This is a genomic window from Arthrobacter sp. YA7-1 (genome assembly GCF_025960325.1).
In the GTDB taxonomy this organism is placed as follows: domain Bacteria; phylum Actinomycetota; class Actinomycetes; order Actinomycetales; family Micrococcaceae; genus Arthrobacter; species Arthrobacter bambusae_A.
In genome coordinates this window covers 1,967,201-1,984,072 of record NZ_CP110114.1, presented here as the reverse complement: position 1 = coordinate 1,984,072, position 16,872 = coordinate 1,967,201, and the positions used below count along the sequence as shown (strand labels likewise).

The following is a 16,872-nucleotide window of genomic DNA, read 5'->3' as shown; positions in this document are numbered from 1 at the left end:
CCGGTCCAACGCGAAACAGGGCACAAGGACCCCCTTCATCCCAGCCAGTACCGCGCGTTCTTTGAAACCGGAGAGCCCTGTCTCAGGGGCCGGGCCGCAGGGGTACCACCATCACGGGGACGCTGGAGAATTCCAGGACACGCAAGGTGTGGCTTCCAATGTACGGTGATGAACTACCGGGACGGTCCACCAGCGCGACGACTATCAGGGCCGCATCGACTTCACGGGCTTCGGCGAGGATTTCGGCCGCAACGCGGCCGGAGCGATGGCCTAGGGAGACCTCCACTCCTGCCGCCGCTCCCAGCGCGGCGACGTGGCGGAAGGCAGCCTCGGCTGCCGCGTCGGCATGTCTCGCGACCGCGGCGGAGTCGGAACCGCCGCGTTGTCCTGCCATCGCCCCTTCATCCGCGACTGTCACAACCCTCAAACTCGCGCCAAGCCGGCGGGCGTAGTCGACCGCCACTTCGGCGGCACGAAACGCGGCCCGCGAGTCGTTCACTGCCACCAGAATTACTTGCCCCATGGCACCGTCCCCGCACCGGAACCGCGCACCGTTCGGTCTTTGTTCCCAACGGAACGGTCGGCGGCCCATCGCAGGCGCAGAGCCTCTTCAAGTTCTTGTGCCTCAAGTCGCCGCCGGATGGCCAGCAATTCGTTTTCCAGTTCCGGAATCCAGCGGTTTTCAACCGCCCGTTGCCGGGTCCTCGTCACAGCAAGTTCCGTAGTCAGCAGCAGTTCCGCACGCTTGACGGCGGCAAGGCGGACGCCGGCTTCGAGCGCGCTGCGATGAAGGGAAGCTGTGTAGGAAAGGGCCGAGCTCCCGCCCATCGGGTGTGCCGCCGGGTGCCGGCACTGCGGATCTTCGGGGTAAGGCACGCCCATCGTGGTGGCCCACCGCAGCTGGACCCCTGCAGGTTCCAGCGGTGCAGCCGCAGCGATCTGCCTGCTTCCGTCCAGGGCCGCGGAGCGGCGCAGCCAAAGCGCAGCTTCCCCAGCCAGACGTTCCCACTCGGCGCGGGTCAGCTCAGCGAGAAGCTGGAGCCGTTCCAGCTCTTCGGCCAGAATGCGCTGCTTCCGATCCAACAGACGGGCACCGTGGCGGGCTGTCATAAGCCGGCGCTCGACGCGGACCTTGGCGGCCCTCCCCATGCCATTCATGATCGGTGATTCCGTTGGGGAAGATAATTCTCCAGGAAGGCGGTCGACACCATGTTCAGCTCCTGTTCCGGCAGCGCCGCCAGGGCCGTCCAGGCCCGGCCCAGAGTGTCCTCAATGGACCGGATTTCGTCGCGTCCTTGGTTGAAGACACCGTTTTCCACCAGCGTTTGGTATTTGATGTAGCTGCGGTCGGTTTCACTGAGCGCGGCCTCACCGATCAGCTCAGCCAGTTCGGTGGCCTGCCGCGCGCGGGCCATGGCCGCAAGAACCTGGGCTGCAACGTCGAGGTGGTCTTCGCGCGTCCGGTCCTTGCCGGCGCCGTTGCGCATGAGCCGCGAAAGGGAGGACAAGACGTCCACAGGCGGATATATTCCGCGTGCGGCTATTTCAGGCGAAAGGACAATCTGTCCCTCCGTGATGTAACCGGTCAGATCCGGTACCGGGTGGGTAATGTCGCCGCCCGGCATCGTCAAGACGGGGATGATCGTTACCGATCCATCGTGGCCCTTGACGCGGCCACAACGCTCGTAGAGAGTTGCGAGATCACTGTAGAGGTAGCCGGGGTATGCCCGGCGGGCCGGGATTTCCCGCCGCGCTGCGGACACCTCACGAACCGCTTCGGCGTAACTCGTCATGTCTGACATGATGACGAGAACATCGTATTCTTCGGTGTACGCCAGGTGTTCGGCTATGGTCAGCGCGATCCGCGGCGTGAGGATCCTCTCAATCACCGGATCGTCGGCCGCGTTCAGCAAAAGAACCAACTCCCCGCCGGCAGAACGACTTTCCAGGCGATCCCGGACATATGCGATGTCCGCATGGGTCAACCCCATGGCAGCGAAGACCACCCGGAACGACCGGCCGCTTGAGGCCGCCTGGGCAGCGATCTGGGTGGCCAGCGTCAGGTGCGGGAGCCCGGGCACGGAGAAGATCGGGAGTTTTTGTCCCCTGACCAAGGTGGTCAATCCGTCGATGACGGAAATACCGGTCAAAACAGGTTCCTGGGGAGGTTCGCGGTAAACGGGGTTCAGCGGCCAACCACTGACAGGAAGTGTTGCCGAGCCCGTCACCGGCGGTCCGCCATCGAGCGGTTCACCGCGCCCATTGCAGACGCGCCCGAGCCATTCCGTTCCCACCTCGACGTGCAGAGGGCGCCCCTCAAAGCGGATCCGAATCCCTTCCAGCGACATGCCATCGGTGGTTTCGAGCACCTGCAAGGTGGCGAGGTCCCGGTCGACTTCAAGGACCAGGCCGTGCCGCTGCTCTCCGCCGTCCATGTCAATGGTGGCAAACTCATCCCAGCCGACGCCATCTATCCCGCCCGCGACGAGCAGCGGTCCGCGGAGCTCCCTGACGTCTCCATGCGAAATCTGTGCGGCGAAGGCCGGGGTCGGCGGTGCAGGGCCGGTACCGTTGATTTCCTGGGCTCTTTCATGGTTCATTGCAGGCCAACCAAAGCCTTGAGCATCTCGGCGTTTCGGGCTTTGACGGCCGCCGCATCCGAAGGCCCCGTTTCTTCCCGTGCACGAAGAACGCGACCAAGATCGGCTTGCTCGATGGTGGTGGCCGCCACTCCGCGTTCCACGAGTCCCTGGCAGGCATCGACGACGTCGAGCGCGAGGTCCAGCAAAGCGGCACCTTTCTCCGCGGAACAGAACCCGTCGTTGACGCTGAGCGCGTTCTGCATCAGCACTCCGTCCCGTAGCAGTCGACCGCCAAGCAGAATCATCCGCTCATGGCCGGGTAAGGACGAGGTCCCGATGATTTCCGCTAGTTCGGCCAGCCTGTCCGACTCAGCCAGCAGCGCAGCGGCCCGGGCCCGACGGGTAGCCCAGCCCGGGTCTCCGTTTGCCGTGTGCCAGATGCCGAGGGCTTCCGCATCGCGGGCAAAAGAGCCGGTCCAGCTCACCGCCGGATAGTGCCGGGAATAGGCAAGGTCCCGGTCCAACACCCACAAGGACCGGACAAAGCGCTGGGAGTCCGTGGTGACCGGTTCGGTCATGTCGCCGCCCGGCGGGGAAACAGCCCCGATCACGGTGACGGATGCGGTCTTCCCGCCTAGCGTTGTCACCCGGCCGGCCCGCTCGTAGAAAGAGGCCAGTTCCGACGCGAGGTTCGCCGGGTAGCCCTCCTCGGCGGGAAGGTCACCGTTTCGGTTGGCGAATTCGCGCAGGGCCTCTGCCCAGCGAGAGGTCGAATCCGCGATCACGACGACGTCGTACCCCATATCGCGGTAGTATTCCGCGACCGTAATCCCGGTGAAGATGCTCGCCTCACGCGCCATCATGGGCATATTTGAGGTGTTGGCGATGATGACGGTGCGGTCAATCAGCTTCCCGCCTGTCCGGCCGTCCTCAAGCTGCGAGAGTCCTTCGAGGACGTCGGCCATTTCGTTTCCCCGCTCCCCGCAGCCCACATAGACAATGATGTCCGCATCGCTCCACTTGGCGATCTGCTGCAACATCATCGTCTTGCCCGTTCCAAATCCGCCCGGAACCGCCGCTGCCGCCCCGCGCGCCACCGGAAACATCAGATCCAGGACCCGTTGGCCGGTATGCAGAGGCACGGTGCCGGTGTGCCTGGACCTGAAAGGCCGCGGGCGACGCACCGGACACCGCTCGGCGAGCGCCACATCGTGGCCGGCAATCACGGCTACGGTATCGAATAGGTGGACCGGGCCCTCCGTCGCCAGCCAGTCGAGCTCACCCGCCACCCCCGCCGGCACCAGGACCCGGTGCTCCACGGAGCCCGAGTCCGGCACAGTACCCAGGACGTCTCCGGAATTGACAAAGGTGCCAGCCACCTTTTCCGGTTTGAAGGTCCATTCGCGGGCCAACGACGTCGGGTCTTCACCGGATCCCGAACGCTCAGGTGTCAGCCACATCGGCGCCGACGACAGCGGGCGCATGAGCCCGTCGAACACGTGCCCAAGCAGCCCCGGACCCAACAGTCCGGAAAGCTCGCCGCCGGTGGGCACTGCGACGTCACCGACCTTCAGCCCACCGGTGTACTCGTAGGCCTGCAGCGTTGCCCGCGTCCCGGAAACGGCCACCGTTTCGGCGCTGATGCGCCGCGGGCCGACGGCGATCAACTCAAGCATGGACAGCCCGCCAACGCCTTCGATCTCCACGAGTGGCCCGCTGACATGCACCACGGTCCCGTCCCTCCGGGGTGCTACCGGGTCCATAGTGCACGCGCCCCTGGGGCGGATTCCACGGTTATCCCAGCCAGCACATGAAGCGACAAATCCAGACGGCGTGAGCCCGCTTCGGCGACGACGCCGCCCTCAGGGCTTTCTGACACGACGGCATCGCGGCCGAGCAGCTCCCGGCACTGTTCCGTCAGCCGCGCCATCAACTTCGCGTAGCGAGGGTCTGATTTGAGCCCGGCCGCCGCCTCCCGTACCCGGCGGTGGAGTTCCATGCGCAGGGAATTGCGCTGCGCCAGGACCAGCTCGTGCGCTTCGCGGCGTGCCCGCGCCAAGCTCAGCGCGGCCTCTGAACGGGCGGCGGATTCGCCCTCCTGGGCTGCGGCGGAAAGGATCGCTGCTGCTTCGGCCCTTGCCGCTTCCACGAGGGCATTGGCATTTCTGCGAGCTTCGTCCTGAAGCTCAGCGGCCTGTTTCTCGGCCGCTGCGCGGAGGGCCATGCGCACCGGCTGCAACGCAGCGTCGGATTCCGGCGCCAACCCGGTCATGGGAGGACCACGGTCATGGGTGATCGGGGATGAGCCAGGAGGGGCCCCAATGCGTGCGCAGAAGCGGGAGTGAGGATAACGATCGCCGTATTCGTGGGCAGCGCCCGCCAGGCGCGGAGGATTTCCGCATCGTTGGAACAGGCAAGGACGCTGACGCCAGCGAGACGAAACCCGTTCAGCAGGGCCTGTTCACCGATCGCGGCAATCGATTGGAACATCTCGGCGTCCCTTGCTCAGGCCTTGCCGATGAGGATGATGGCGATGATGAGTCCGTAGATGGCGATCCCTTCCGCGAGTCCGACCACAACCATGGCCCTACCGAAGATTTCCGGGCGCTCACTCATCGCGGCGAGAGCAGCCGACCCGGTGTAGGCAACGGCAAACGCTGCGCCGATTGAGGAACCCGCCACGGCAATCGCGGCCGCGATCAGTGCGGAGCCACCGGCGCCTGCCGGCGCGTCGGTTGCTGCCGCCGCGAGGGCCGGGGCAACTCCACCGGAAGCGGCCGCTGGCGGCGCATTCAACGCGCCGAGCAGTAATACCAGGGATCCGCCCATCACCAGGACATTGAGGGCTGCAAGTACCGTGAATGCGGACTTTCGCCAGCGTCTGACCAGGAGGATGGCCCCTGTTGCGGCGATGAGGAAGACAGGAACGGTTCCGAACCAAAGATTCACGGGAGTTGCCTTTCAGCCTGCGTGCCGGACCTGACATTTGGATTATCGGTGCCGGGTATTCCGGCGGTGGTGAGCTCCGGCGACCAGGGCTTGAACGGGCGGCCCTCGGACTGGAAGATTCGTGAAAACAGTTCGTAGTATTCGAGGCGCAGGGCCTGGATTCCCGCCACCAGCGCTTCGAGGGCAAAAGTTACGATATTGCCGACAACAAACAACAGGATCGCAGCGGCAGCGCGCCAATCCGGTGCCCACAACGCCGTCGTCCCGCTCCACACCACTGTCAGCAGTGCAGCGTGGGTCAACCCGAAGGCCGCGAGCCGGGCGAAGGAGACGAGGTTGGAGCCCAGCCGGATCACAGTGTCAACAAGTTCGACCCCGGCCTGGAAGGCGGCGGTGACCCCTCCTCCGGCCTCAACGTAGAGACCGATGAAGATGAAGACCAGCGCGCCAAGCGCGATGACCGATGCCACGGCGGTGAGAAGCCCGGTGCCGGTCCCGAGTCCCCAAACGAGAAGCCCCACGGCGAGGAACAGCAGGGAGCCTGCCACGCCGGAACGCGCATAGAGGGCGTATGCCCAGCCGCCCTCCCTGACACGGTTGATGGTGCCCACGGCATAGGCTCCGGCAAGCAGGAACGCTCCGACTCCCAGTCCCGCCAGCAGGAGTGGCACTGGATTGGCCAAGGGTTCCAGCCACAGCACGGGCACCAGCCCGGTGGGGCCGAAAGCTTCCCCGTACAGCGCTCCGAAGACCATTGCGGCCACACCCGCCCCACTCACGAAAAGCCAGGTTCTTTGCAGCTTGGCGAGTTTCTTGATGCGGCCGCCGCGCAGCAGGAGACCGGCGGCACAAAGGATCGCTCCGTGTCCCATGTCGCCGAACATCATCCCGAACATCAGAACGTAGGCAATTCCGGCGAGGCGCGAGGGATCCAGATCCTCATATGGCACGGTCCCGTAAGTATCCACAAGGGTTCGAGAGACCCTCGAGGTGCCGCTTCCGCCGTCGAGCATCGTGGGCGGTTGAAGCCACCTTGGCCGAGGGAGCGGGACGACGGCCGCTCCGATCCGCGCAAGATCTGCGCTGAGCTCGGGAATCCCGGATCTGGGCGTCCAGCCCACCAGACCCGCTGACGGCCCGGATACGATCGCGGCGGCCGCCGCCTTGTCCAGTTCTTCGGTGCTGTTACCCGGAACGTACGGGAGGTCTAGTTCGACGAGGGCGCTCCGTGCCACTTCGACGAGCATGCGCCGCCGGTCCTGCTCCGGCACCACGAGGGCTATCCGCTCCATCGGCGCCGGGGATGCCAATTCACGCCGCCTCATCGAGCACCTCGCTTGACCCGGCGCCCGCAGCAGCGGCAGTGAGCGCTGCCCGCACGCGCCACCCGTCTGTGAACAGGACGGCAATGGCGCCGAGCACCACGTCAGGTCCGGGCATCGGGCCGCGAAGCAGCTTAAAACCATCCCGCTCCACCGCGGCATGCAGGCGGGCCTCGGCACGCCACAGCTCCTTCGGAGACGAAATACCCCGGACCACCGGCCACAAAGACGGCGGAAGCGCGGAAGAGAACTCGGCAATGCTTTTGGCTGACTCCCAGGAGCGGCCGATGGCTGGCCGCAACAAGCGACGGACCATTTCCGGCGGCTCCACTCCGTCAACAGCCAGAATCCGGGCTGCCACAAGCACGCACACCGCGCCGTACCACGGCCGGGCAGCAGGTGCCACCGCCGCCAGTCTCCGCACCCAGGCCACGGTCAATGCGTCCTTGAGCGCTCCCGTACCGCCAGCACCTACGTCACCCCACGCCGAGCCGCTCAGAATGGTGGCCAGTTCTTCGCTCGACCCTGCCGCCTGCACACGAGGCCACGCGGTGGCAAGGGCACCCAAACGATAGGGCTCCGGGGCCTTTTCACCACCAGCAAGTTGGTGGGCCAAAGCCATGATGTTCTCAATTTCAAATGCGCCCGCAGCCCCCCTGGCAAGTGCGGTGCCGAACGCCGGAAGCCAACCGGCAAGCACCCGCAATTGCCACAGGACCGTCTCCTGGATGGCCCGTTCGGCGGCCGCAAGCCCGGATCTTCCTGAGAGGCGCCCGGCGTAGCTTGATCCCTCAAGCAAGGTCATCGCGCCATCGAGGCTCGGAAGAGCGGCAATTTCCCGGCTCGTGCCAGCTCCTACCCGGCGCTTCGCCATGGACCTGGCACGCACCGACGCAGCCACCCAATCCGCCTTCATTCCTGCCCGGCATCCTGTGCAGCCAGCAAGGCGTCAATGACTTCAGCGACGACTGTTGGGATGCGCGACAAGCCGGATTGCTCAAGAGCCGCAGCCTCGCGACGTGCCTGCTCCAACAGCTGCGCGTCCCGAAGCGACGCCGCTTGCTGAATCTGCGCGGCGGAGCGTGCGCGCTCGGCACCAGCCTCAAGCCGGGCCTTGGACAAGATCGCGGCGGCTTGGGCACGGGCCCGGACCACTTCGCCGTCCGCATCTCGTCGTGCTCCTTCAACAAGTGCCACGCAGTATGCGACATCGCTCGCCAGCGCGGCGAAAACCGGGCCGAGCTCAGCAGCCGGGCCTTGGTCATCAGCAGCGGGTACACCAGCCGGACCGGCGGGCCCGGGAGCGCCGACTGGCCTGAATCTGTCTAGGAAACTCAATCGTGCCATGGCACCTGCCTCGGGAATGTCCTCAGAGCCACAGTCTAGGCCCGCTCACGGCCGATTGACATGAACCACGTCACGCGACCCGGAGCGGCCGGTGTTTGGCTTGATTCGAGACGTGAGATCCAGCCCGCCAGGGTCACTGTGCCGGCGTCGCCATCTACGGTCGCCCGCTGCCCGGTGACTATGCGTTGTGTCCCGTTGCCCGCGCCCATCACCGCGGGGATGCCGTACTCGCGAGCGGCGATAGAGCCGTGGGCCGCCACTCCGCCGATGTCCGTGACCAGGCCCTTCGCTTGGGCGAGGAGAGGGGTCCACGCCGGCACGGTCGTGGGGACGGTCGGCGGCCGCAGAGTATCCGCCAACCGCATCCTCTCCCTCGCCGATCGCGGCGTACGCGCATCCACTATCCAGCTCCCCCGCACCGTGCACAACCGCACCGTGCACAACCGCACCGTGCACAACAAGGGAGACGGCGGATTCGCCGGGTTCCTCACCCGGATGGCCCACCAGACCGGTGTGGCAAGCTACCCGGGCGACGGCGACCAGCGCTGGCCGGCCGTGCATGCCCTCGACGCCGCCGTGCTCTTCAGGCTCGCGCTTGAGAAGGCACTCGGCGGCACGGCGTGGCACGCCGTCGCGGATGAGGGCGATTCGGTACGCGGCATCGTCACCGTAATCGGGCGGCGGCCCTAGCTTCCAATCGAATCGCTGCCGGCTGAGCACTTTGGCCCCCCTCGGTGCAATCTTCGTGGTCGACCAGCCAGCGTCAGGCATCCGCACCCGCACCGAGCTCTGCTGGTCAGTCGTTTGCCCGTGTTTCTTATCGAAGATATGAAGTGTGGTCGTTGCCGCGCATTCGAACGGCGACGACTAAGCCGGAGGCTGCGGTAAGCGCGGCCACGGTGGCGATGGCTGCGGGAACCCCATACTCGTCCGCGAGGAGACCGGCCAGGAGCGCCCCAATGGCGAACCCGCCGTCGCGCCAGAGCCGGTAGACCCCGACCGAGCGGGCACGCCAGGCGGGGTGTGAGACGTCTCCGATTGCAGCCAGGAGTGCGGGATAGACCATTGCCGTTCCAAGTCCCAGGAGGATTCCGCCGACGAGCCAGGGTCCGAAGCTGTGGGCTCCGGCGACTATCCCGAGTCCCGCGGACTGCACGAGCATGCCGGCCGCAATGAACCACTTGCGGCCCCACCGGTCCGAAGCCGCTCCGGTGAAGAGTTGCCCCGCGCCCCAGACCGCGGGATAGACGGCGGCCAGGATGCCTATTTGGTTCAGGCTTAGCCCGGAGCTGACGAACAAAACCGGGAAGAGGCCCCAGGCGAGGCCGTCGTTGAGGTTGTTCACTAGGCCAGCCTGGCTGGCTGCGGAGAGTGAGCGGTCCTTGAAGCTGGTGAGCGTGAAGACCTCGCGCGTGCTGAGGCCGGCGTGCGCATCGGCGTGAGCGCTGACGTGCTGGGACGCTTCAGTCCTGGCGTGGTGGTGGGTTTCGCTCACGGTCAGGACAGACAGTCCCAAACCGAGGGCGATGTATGCAGCTCCGAGGAGGAAGGGGCCGGGCCGGAGACCGTACGCGGAGGCGATGTACCCGGTCGCGAGGGCAGTGACGGCGACCCCGAGATAGCCCGCCGCTTCGTTCAGGCCCATGGCGAGGCCGCGTTGCTTCGGTCCGACGAGGTCCATCTTCATGATCACTGCCGTGGACCAGGTCAGGCCTTGGCTGACGCCTAGGAACACATTCGCCGCGACAATCCATCCCCAGGACGGCCCGAAGATGAGCATGACCGGCACGGGGATTGCCACAAGCCATCCGGCGACGAGGACGGGCTTGCGGCCATAGCGGTCTGAGAGGGTTCCGGCGAAGTAGTTCGTCGCGGCCTTGGACAGGCCGAACGCGAGAATGTACGTCAGCGCACTTGTATAGAGGTCCAGGTGGAATGTCCGGGAAGCGAGCAGGGGCAGGACAGTGCGTTCCTGCCCGAGCGTGCCGCCCACCAGGGCGTTAACTGCCACCAGCAGCATGAACTGGGCCAGGTTCCGCCGAAGACCCAGCATGGTTCCTGTGGATCCTGGGTTGTGGCTCGGCGGTCTACTTCCCGGCATTCGGGGTGCTCCGTTCATGATGGGGTCGAAGAAGTGCCCGGGCGCGTGGGGGACGCGCCCGGGCTGGATGTCCGGGCCGGAGGGGGGACCTGCCCGGACTGTTGGGGTTACTTTCCTGCGACGGCGTTCTGCTGCGTCTGATGCCACATCGTCCAGGCTGCATAGCTGCCGTCGAGTTCGACGACGTCGTAGCCGGCGCGGCGCAGGGCGCTCGCGGCAACGGAGTTCCGGACACCGGACTGGCAGTAGCTCACGATGGTGCCTTCGGCGGGGAGCTGGTGCAGGTGCCACATGACCCTGCCGCCGCTGAGCTGGTGCGAGCCGGGGATGTGTCCGGCGGTGTGCTCGGTACGGTTGCGGACATCCAGCACCATGAAAGCGTCGAAGCCGCCGAGTTCCTCGGGCTGGATCAACTTCGGGGTGGTCGCGGGCAGCCCGTCGATGCTGGTGAGGTAGCCGGCGACGTTGTCGATGCCGACGCGTACCAAGTGGTCCCACATATCCTGGGCCTGCTCATGGTCTGCTGCCAGCAGCACCAGCGGGTTCTTGTCCGTCTCAGGGTTCACCACCCATGCGCCGAAGCTTGCCATTGACTTGCCGGCGGGGACGTTCAGCGAGCGGGCAACGGTTCCCTGGTGGACCGCAGTGTTGGAGCGGGTGTCGATGAAGGTCAAGGTGTCTTCTTCCAGGCCTTCGGCGACGGTAGCGGTGTCGAGTTCCTTCAGCGGGGCTCGTTCGCCCATGACGGCCGGCCCTACCCGGTTTTCACGCTTCATCCGCCCGAAGTAGGCGTGTGCGTCCGGTTGGCCGTCCAGGAGTTCGTTGATGAAGCCCTGCTCGTCGTCCGCGGCAAGGTAGGGGCCCCACCAGGAGTAGAGCCGCTCGTAGCCCACCGTGGTAGAGGGAATGGCACCGAGGGCCTTGCCGCAGGCACTGCCGGCGCCGTGGGCCGGGTGGACCTGGACGTAGTCCGGCAAGGTCAGGAACTTGTCGCGCAGGCTGGCGAAGAGCTGTTTGGCGCCTTCGAAGCGTGTGTCCACCCCGCCGGCCGCCTCATCAAGCAGGTCCGGGCGGCCCAAGTCGCCGGAGAAAACAAAGTCACCCGAGAGCAGGTAGCCGGGCTGGTCGCTGAACGCGCCGTCCGTGATGAGGAATGACAGATGCTCGGGGGTGTGGCCCGGCGTGTGCACCGCCTGGATGCTGATATTGCCCAAGGCGATAGTGTCGCCGTCGTACAGCCGATCGCCGTCGAATTCGTACTGCCAGTCCGGCCCGCCCGCGCCGGAGACGTAGATCTTTGCCCCGGTCGCTGCGGCAAGTTCGCGGGTGCCGGAAAGGTAGTCGGCGTGGATGTGGGTTTCGGTGACGGCCACGATCTTCATGCCGTTCTTCTCGGCGAGATCCTGGTACACCGCGATGTCGCGGCGGCCGTCGACAACAATGGCTTCCCCCTTGGCCTGGCAGCCGATCAGGTAGCTGGCCTGGGCGAGGTCTTCATCGTAAATGCGCTCGATAAGCATCTGGCGCTCTCCTTCGGGTAGGGGTGGAGGGATATTTTTTCGGTGTGCTCGTAGCGGGGTATCCCCCGGCAATCCGTGCGTGCGTCAGGCCTGCTGCCGGGCATCATCAGCCCGGAGTTTGACCATGTCCAGGTTCTTTACGGCCTGGATGATCTCTTCCAGGCCGGTCGCGTTCAGGGCTCCGGGCTGGGAGAAGACCAGGGTCTTATCCTTGAAGGCCATCAGCGTGGGGATCGAAGTGATGCCCGCAGCTGCGGCAAATCCCTGTTCGGCTTCCGTGTCGACCTTGGCGAAGGTGATGTCCGGGTGCCGTTCTGCAGCGTTCCCGTAGGTGGGTGCGAACATGCGGCAGGGACCGCACCATGCCGCCCAGAAGTCAACGAAGACGATCTCGTTGCTCTCCAGGGTCTCGGCGAAGCTCTGTTCGGTGACGTCGATGGTTGCCATGATGATTCGTATCCTTTCGGGTGGTGGGTGGTTGGATTCGGGCAGGGCTCAGGTGGTGGGGAGTCCGGCGCTGATCCAGGCGATCATGCCGCCGGCCATGGTGTCTGCCGAAAAGCCGGCACCGTTGAGGGCGTCGGCCACGGCGGCGGAGCGGTTGCCGCTGCGGCAGACCGCGATGACCGGGATTGCCGGGTCCAGTTCGGACAGGCGTGCCTGCAACTGGCCCATGGGGATGTGCAGGGCGCCGGGAATCATGCCTTCGGCGACTTCGAAGTCCTCGCGGACATCGAGGATGCGGGCGGTGGTGCGGCGCTGATCGGCTTCGGTGATAGTGATTTCAGCCATGGGGTTCTCCTTCGAAGTATTGGGCGTTTCTGTTAGCGGACGGGTTCGCCGGCCTTGCGCCAGGCCGCCATGCCGCCGCGCAGCGAGTAGGCGTCGTACCCTTTCGGGGCGAGCAACCGGGCCGCGGAGGCGGACCGTACCCCGGAGGCGCAGACGGCGATGACGGGCCGGGCCTTTTGAATCCCCGCCTGGCTGGCCTGCAGCCGGTCCAGGGGGACGTGCTTGGCCTGGGGCGCTCGTCCGGAGCGCCATTCCTGGGCGGACCTGACGTCGATCAGGGTGGCACCCGAGGCCAGAAGTTCCTTGGCCTGGGCGACGCTTATGGTTCTGTAGGGCTTGTGGAATGCCTTCTTGAGGGAATCGATCAGTCCCATGGTGCTCTCCTATTGGGCGAGGTCAGGCGGTGACCGTACCGGCGGTGACCCACACCGCGACGGCGAAGATGAGTACCGCGAATGAGATGCGGATGTGCTTGTCCTTCAGGCGGCCGGCCAGCCTGGCGGCCACGAGGGAACCGAGGATGGCCGGGACCGCGAACGCCATGGTGGTGGCCCAGTCGATGGTGTAACCGGCAGCGTGGGCACTGAATCCGGCGGCGGAATTGATGACGATGATCGCCAGGGACGTACCGACGGCCTGCTTCATGCGCAGGCCCAGGAAGATCGTCAGTGCGGGGGTGATGAGGAAGCCTCCGCCCACCCCGAGCAGTCCGGTGAGGAAGCCCACGAGCAGCCCCACCCCCACCGCCTTTGGAGCGCAGGACCGGAAGGACCGGTGTGGGCCGGTGCTGCAGGATCCCTCGGTTTCGCGGGATCTGCTAAGCATTCGGATGCCCGCTGCCACCATGATCACGGCGAAGGCCAGCATCAGGATGTTCGGGTCCAGCAGCCAGCCTACGGCCGCACCGCCCCAGGCAGCCGGGATGCCGGCAGCCCCGACCAGCGCGATGACCGGCCAGTTCAGGCCTTCCCGGACCCGGGGCAGCAGGGCGGCCAGCGAGGACACCCCCACCACGAGCAGCGATGTGGGGATGGCCTGGGCGGGGCTCATGCCCACCCCATACACCAGGGCCGGAACCGCGATGATCGACCCGCCGCCGCCCACTACGCCCAGGACGATCCCGACGACGAGCCCCAGACCCAGGGCGGGAATCATGCCGCGGCGTCCTCTTCAAGGGCCGGCGCGGGAAGCCGCAGGATGGCGTTTTCGCGGGTGGGCTCCGTGGCGGCCTTGTTCCACGGCATGGCCGAGAGGGCCTTGCCCATGGCGCACGTGTTGGTGGCGGCCGAGAACGTCAGGCCGGCTCCGATGGCCCCGGCCAGCATGCGCACCTTGGGAGAGACGAACCTGCCCCCGGCCAGTCCCAGCACCACCAAGGAACCGGCAGCGAGGCGGACCTGGCGTTCCAGGTCCCAGCGGTCGTTGCCCTTGACAACATCGCCGCCTGCGACAGCGAACCCGGGAACACCGCCCGTCAGGACGTAGGCGCCGTCGATCCCTGACTTGGCAAGGCGCTGGCGTGCCTGCTCGGCGCGGACGCCGGACTGGCACACCAGGACCACGCGGGAACCCAGCCGCGCGGCGAGCTCGTCCGTGTGCTCGGAAAGCAGCGCAAGCGGCACATTGTAGGAGCCGCGGATGTGCATGGACTCGAATTCAGCGGCGGAACGCACATCGATCACCACCAGGTCCTGGTGTTCCTTGAGCCAGGACTGGAGGTCTGCAGGGGCGAGCGAGGTAACGGCAGGGGGCGTGGAAGGGGAAGTCATTGCTGGCCTCTCAATAGGGAACGTGAATACCCCACCGAGTATCACAGATACCCCTGGGGGTAGTCAAAACACCCTAGGGGGTATATTATTAGTGCAAGCACACCACTAATGGAGACCCCCATGGAACTGAACCCAACCGAACTCACGCCTGTGATCAACCGCCTCAAACGCGCACAGGGCCAACTCGCCGCCGTCACCCGCATGCTGGAGGAAGGCCGGGACTGCAAGGACGTCGTCACCCAGCTCGCAGCCGTATCCAAGGCCCTCGACCGCGCCGGGTTCGCCATCATCGCCACAGGCCTGGAGCAGTGCATCGTTCAGAAGGACGCAAGCATGGACAGGAAAGACCTGGAAAAGCTCTTCCTCTCCCTCGCTTGACCAACCCCGCCCTGAGGTCATCCAAGGAAAATCATGACGTTCACGCTCAGCACGACCATCGATCTTCCGTGGGCCGAAGCACTGGACCACACCCGGGACGCCCTGTCAGCCCAGGGGTTCGGAAACCTTACCGAAATCGACGCGCGTTCCACCTTCGAAGCCAAGCTTGGAGCCGAAGCCGCTGACGCTGTGGGCCCGCAGACCATGGTCCAGCTCAGCGCCGCGCCGGCCGTCCAAGTAATCGCCGACGACGCCGCCAATCGCCTGCGCAAAGCCCTCACCGCCTTGAGTAGCTAACACGCGCCATGCCCGCCGCCCAAGGCCCCGGCTCCACAGGAATGGTACGTCCCAGGCCTGCTCATCCATGCAGCCGGCCCGCTTGCACCAGACACTTTCGCTGGCATCCTTCGCAGTAAGGTCGCTGTTTCATCGACTAGACGACCGGTTTATTTTGGAATAGAGTCAGGCAGGTGCCCACTAAAATCGACAGCCGCCGGAGCATCCTGGATGCCGGGCAACGCGCCATCGCCCGCAAGGGCTGGGCTGCTGTCGGCCTCACCGAGATTCTCACAGCCGCTGGCGTGCCTAAGGGATCGTTCTACTATTACTTCGGCTCAAAGGAAACTTTCGGCGAGGCCATGCTGGCCGAGTACTTCATTGAATACTTGGCCGACATGGACCGGCTCTTCGCTCAACCAGGCTTTTCCGCGGCCGAGCGGCTGATGAGGTATTGGGAAGGTTGGCGTGCTACGCAGAGCATGGACGACTGCCAAGGGAAATGCCTCGCTGTGAAACTTGGCGCGGAAGTCGTCGACCTTTCCGAAACCCTCCGCCTTGCACTCAAAAATGGCACCGCCGCGATTACCGGGCGCATCGAAACGATCATCGAAGCCGGCCTCAAGGACGGGTCCCTGTCGATCGACATCCCCGTGCCGGTCGCAGCGCAGACTCTGTACAACCTATGGCTCGGCGCCAGCGTCATGGCGAAAATCCAACGAACGCCCGCACCGATGGACAACGCACTGACCCTCACGGGTCAAATGCTCCACCAATAACATTGCTTCCTCGTACCCCACCGGCAGTACGAGGCTTTACCGAATACTAGATGACCGGTCTACTGGAAGAAGAAGTTTTTCATGAAGATTCTCATGGTTCTCACGTCCCACGACCAGCTCGGCGATACCGGCAAGAAGACCGGTTTCTGGCTGGAAGAGTTCGCCGCACCTTACTACCGCTTTGTTGAGGCAGGAGCGGACGTCACTCTCGCGTCTCCCCAGGGAGGCCAACCGCCGTTGGATCCGAAGAGCAACGAGCCCGACTTCCAGACCGACCAAACCCGCCGCTTCGAAAGCGACACTTCAGCACAGCAGGCCCTTGCCACCACCGTTCGGCTGGACTCGGTGTCCTCCGAGGACTATGACGCTGTTTTCTACCCCGGCGGCCACGGGCCGCTCTGGGATCTCGCCGAGGATCAGGACTCCATCCACCTGATCGAGGCGACTCTGCGTTCCGCAAAGCCTGTTGCGCTGGTCTGCCACGCCCCCGGCGTCCTGCGCCATGCCCGCAATGAAGACGGCAGCCCACTTGTCAGCGGCCGGAAGGTCACCGGCTTCACGAACAGTGAAGAAGAGGCCGTGCAGCTGACCAACGTCGTGCCATTCCTGGTAGAGGACGAGCTGACTAAGTTGGGCGCCGAATACTCCAAGCGTGCCGACTGGGCATCATATGTCGTCGAGGACGGCCTGCTGATCACCGGTCAGAACCCGGAATCGTCGGCCCCAGCCGCCGACGCGCTGCTTGCCATGTTGCGCACCCTGACCGCATAAGCGGCAGTATCGACGGAATTTCCGCTCGCAGGCCATATTCCCGGTAGCCTACCGGAGTCCTCATCAACCGCCGATGCTTCTCCGGACAGGTTCGCCGTACACCGGAACGGCGGACCTGTCCCGGCATCTTCATCACGCCCCGGAGGAAACGAAAAACCGCCGGACCGGCGGTCCTCGATACGCCGCATCAAAGCCGCGAAATTGGCCCGGCGACAAATGCTTCCGGATACGGTGCCTGAGCAGAGATATCGTAGAACCCGACGAAATATCGGATTTCGATATCCAC

At 65.3% G+C, this 16,872-nt stretch carries 23 protein-coding genes; 5 read left to right on the top strand and 18 right to left on the bottom strand.

The features are described 5' to 3' along the window. Positions 1–82 precede the first annotated feature (82 nt). From OIT41_RS09240 to OIT41_RS09190, 11 genes are read right to left on the bottom strand one after another with little or no spacing between them, the layout of a single operon-like run. Complete coding sequence (locus OIT41_RS09240) at positions 83–523, bottom strand: universal stress protein (protein WP_241708393.1); 441 nt, start codon at positions 521–523, stop codon at positions 83–85. Further along, complete coding sequence (locus OIT41_RS09235) at positions 511–1,158, bottom strand: V-type ATP synthase subunit D (protein WP_241708392.1); 648 nt, start codon at positions 1,156–1,158, stop codon at positions 511–513. The genes OIT41_RS09240 and OIT41_RS09235 overlap by 13 nt, the downstream gene beginning before the upstream one ends. After that, a complete protein-coding gene (locus OIT41_RS09230; RefSeq protein WP_241708391.1) occupies positions 1,155–2,600 on the bottom strand; it encodes a V-type ATP synthase subunit B in 1,446 nt (481 codons plus the stop codon). The genes OIT41_RS09235 and OIT41_RS09230 overlap by 4 nt, the downstream gene beginning before the upstream one ends. Then, a complete protein-coding gene (locus tag OIT41_RS09225; RefSeq protein ID WP_264637853.1) occupies positions 2,597–4,312 on the bottom strand; it encodes a V-type ATP synthase subunit A in 1,716 nt (571 codons plus the stop codon). Before OIT41_RS09225 ends, OIT41_RS09230 begins: the two co-directional genes overlap by 4 nt. A 20-nt stretch (positions 4,313–4,332) precedes the next feature. Next, a complete protein-coding gene (locus tag OIT41_RS09220) occupies positions 4,333–4,854 on the bottom strand; it encodes a hypothetical protein (protein ID WP_241708389.1) in 522 nt (173 codons plus the stop codon). After that, complete coding sequence (locus OIT41_RS09215; RefSeq protein ID WP_241708388.1) at positions 4,851–5,072, bottom strand: V-type ATP synthase subunit F; 222 nt, start codon at positions 5,070–5,072, stop codon at positions 4,851–4,853. The genes OIT41_RS09220 and OIT41_RS09215 overlap by 4 nt, the downstream gene beginning before the upstream one ends. 15 nt (positions 5,073–5,087) lie before the next feature. After that, entirely contained in the window at positions 5,088–5,531 is a 444-nt protein-coding gene (locus OIT41_RS09210) for an ATP synthase subunit C (protein ID WP_241708387.1), read from the bottom strand. Beyond that, positions 5,528–6,856, bottom strand: coding sequence for a V-type ATPase 116kDa subunit family protein (locus OIT41_RS09205; RefSeq protein WP_241708386.1), 1,329 nt, complete (start codon positions 6,854–6,856; stop codon positions 5,528–5,530). Before OIT41_RS09205 ends, OIT41_RS09210 begins: the two co-directional genes overlap by 4 nt. Further along, on the bottom strand, positions 6,843–7,769 hold the full coding sequence (locus OIT41_RS09200) for a hypothetical protein (protein ID WP_241708385.1): 927 nt from the start codon (positions 7,767–7,769) through the stop codon (positions 6,843–6,845). Before OIT41_RS09200 ends, OIT41_RS09205 begins: the two co-directional genes overlap by 14 nt. Further along, on the bottom strand, positions 7,766–8,200 hold the full coding sequence (locus tag OIT41_RS09195; protein WP_241708384.1) for a hypothetical protein: 435 nt from the start codon (positions 8,198–8,200) through the stop codon (positions 7,766–7,768). Before OIT41_RS09195 ends, OIT41_RS09200 begins: the two co-directional genes overlap by 4 nt. Before the next feature lie 35 nt (positions 8,201–8,235). After that, positions 8,236–8,520 carry a PEP-utilizing enzyme gene (locus tag OIT41_RS09190; RefSeq protein WP_241708383.1) on the bottom strand — a complete coding sequence of 95 codons (285 nt, stop codon included), beginning with the start codon at positions 8,518–8,520 and terminating at the stop codon, positions 8,236–8,238. A gap of 4 nt (positions 8,521–8,524) precedes the next feature. Here OIT41_RS09190 and OIT41_RS09185 point away from each other — a divergent pair, with 4 nt between their 5' ends. Further along, positions 8,525–8,890: a hypothetical protein gene (locus OIT41_RS09185; protein ID WP_241708382.1), complete on the top strand. Its 366-nt coding sequence runs from the start codon at positions 8,525–8,527 to the stop codon at positions 8,888–8,890. A 127-nt stretch (positions 8,891–9,017) separates the two neighbouring features. Here the strand turns inward: OIT41_RS09185 and OIT41_RS09180 are convergent, their stop codons facing one another. The 7 genes from OIT41_RS09180 to OIT41_RS09150 form a co-directional block, all read right to left on the bottom strand. Next, complete coding sequence (locus tag OIT41_RS09180; protein WP_372489649.1) at positions 9,018–10,301, bottom strand: MFS transporter; 1,284 nt, start codon at positions 10,299–10,301, stop codon at positions 9,018–9,020. Positions 10,302–10,408: 107 nt separating this feature from the next. Beyond that, positions 10,409–11,821, bottom strand: a complete 1,413-nt coding sequence (locus tag OIT41_RS09175) for an MBL fold metallo-hydrolase (RefSeq protein WP_241708380.1) — start codon at positions 11,819–11,821, stop codon at positions 10,409–10,411. Positions 11,822–11,905: 84 nt separating this feature from the next. Continuing rightward, positions 11,906–12,268, bottom strand: a complete 363-nt coding sequence (gene trxA / locus OIT41_RS09170; protein WP_241708379.1) for a thioredoxin — start codon at positions 12,266–12,268, stop codon at positions 11,906–11,908. A 48-nt stretch (positions 12,269–12,316) separates the two neighbouring features. Further along, positions 12,317–12,613, bottom strand: a complete 297-nt coding sequence (locus OIT41_RS09165; RefSeq protein ID WP_241708378.1) for a rhodanese-like domain-containing protein — start codon at positions 12,611–12,613, stop codon at positions 12,317–12,319. 32 nt (positions 12,614–12,645) lie between these two features. Beyond that, positions 12,646–12,987, bottom strand: coding sequence for a rhodanese-like domain-containing protein (locus OIT41_RS09160; protein ID WP_241708377.1), 342 nt, complete (start codon positions 12,985–12,987; stop codon positions 12,646–12,648). Positions 12,988–13,009: 22 nt separating this feature from the next. Beyond that, positions 13,010–13,768, bottom strand: a complete 759-nt coding sequence (locus OIT41_RS09155) for a sulfite exporter TauE/SafE family protein (RefSeq protein ID WP_241708376.1) — start codon at positions 13,766–13,768, stop codon at positions 13,010–13,012. Next, positions 13,765–14,382, bottom strand: coding sequence for a rhodanese-like domain-containing protein (locus OIT41_RS09150; RefSeq protein WP_241708375.1), 618 nt, complete (start codon positions 14,380–14,382; stop codon positions 13,765–13,767). The genes OIT41_RS09155 and OIT41_RS09150 overlap by 4 nt, the downstream gene beginning before the upstream one ends. A 120-nt stretch (positions 14,383–14,502) precedes the next feature. Here OIT41_RS09150 and OIT41_RS09145 point away from each other — a divergent pair, with 120 nt between their 5' ends. From OIT41_RS09145 to OIT41_RS09130, 4 genes are all read left to right on the top strand, one after another. Next, positions 14,503–14,760 carry a metal-sensitive transcriptional regulator gene (locus OIT41_RS09145; RefSeq protein ID WP_241708374.1) on the top strand — a complete coding sequence of 86 codons (258 nt, stop codon included), beginning with the start codon at positions 14,503–14,505 and terminating at the stop codon, positions 14,758–14,760. Between the two features lie 33 nt (positions 14,761–14,793). After that, on the top strand, positions 14,794–15,057 hold the full coding sequence (locus tag OIT41_RS09140) for a hypothetical protein (RefSeq protein WP_241708373.1): 264 nt from the start codon (positions 14,794–14,796) through the stop codon (positions 15,055–15,057). 173 nt (positions 15,058–15,230) lie between these two features. After that, complete coding sequence (locus tag OIT41_RS09135) at positions 15,231–15,815, top strand: TetR/AcrR family transcriptional regulator (RefSeq protein WP_241708372.1); 585 nt, start codon at positions 15,231–15,233, stop codon at positions 15,813–15,815. A gap of 81 nt (positions 15,816–15,896) precedes the next feature. After that, positions 15,897–16,586, top strand: a complete 690-nt coding sequence (locus OIT41_RS09130; protein ID WP_241708371.1) for a type 1 glutamine amidotransferase domain-containing protein — start codon at positions 15,897–15,899, stop codon at positions 16,584–16,586. Positions 16,587–16,872 lie beyond the last annotated feature (286 nt).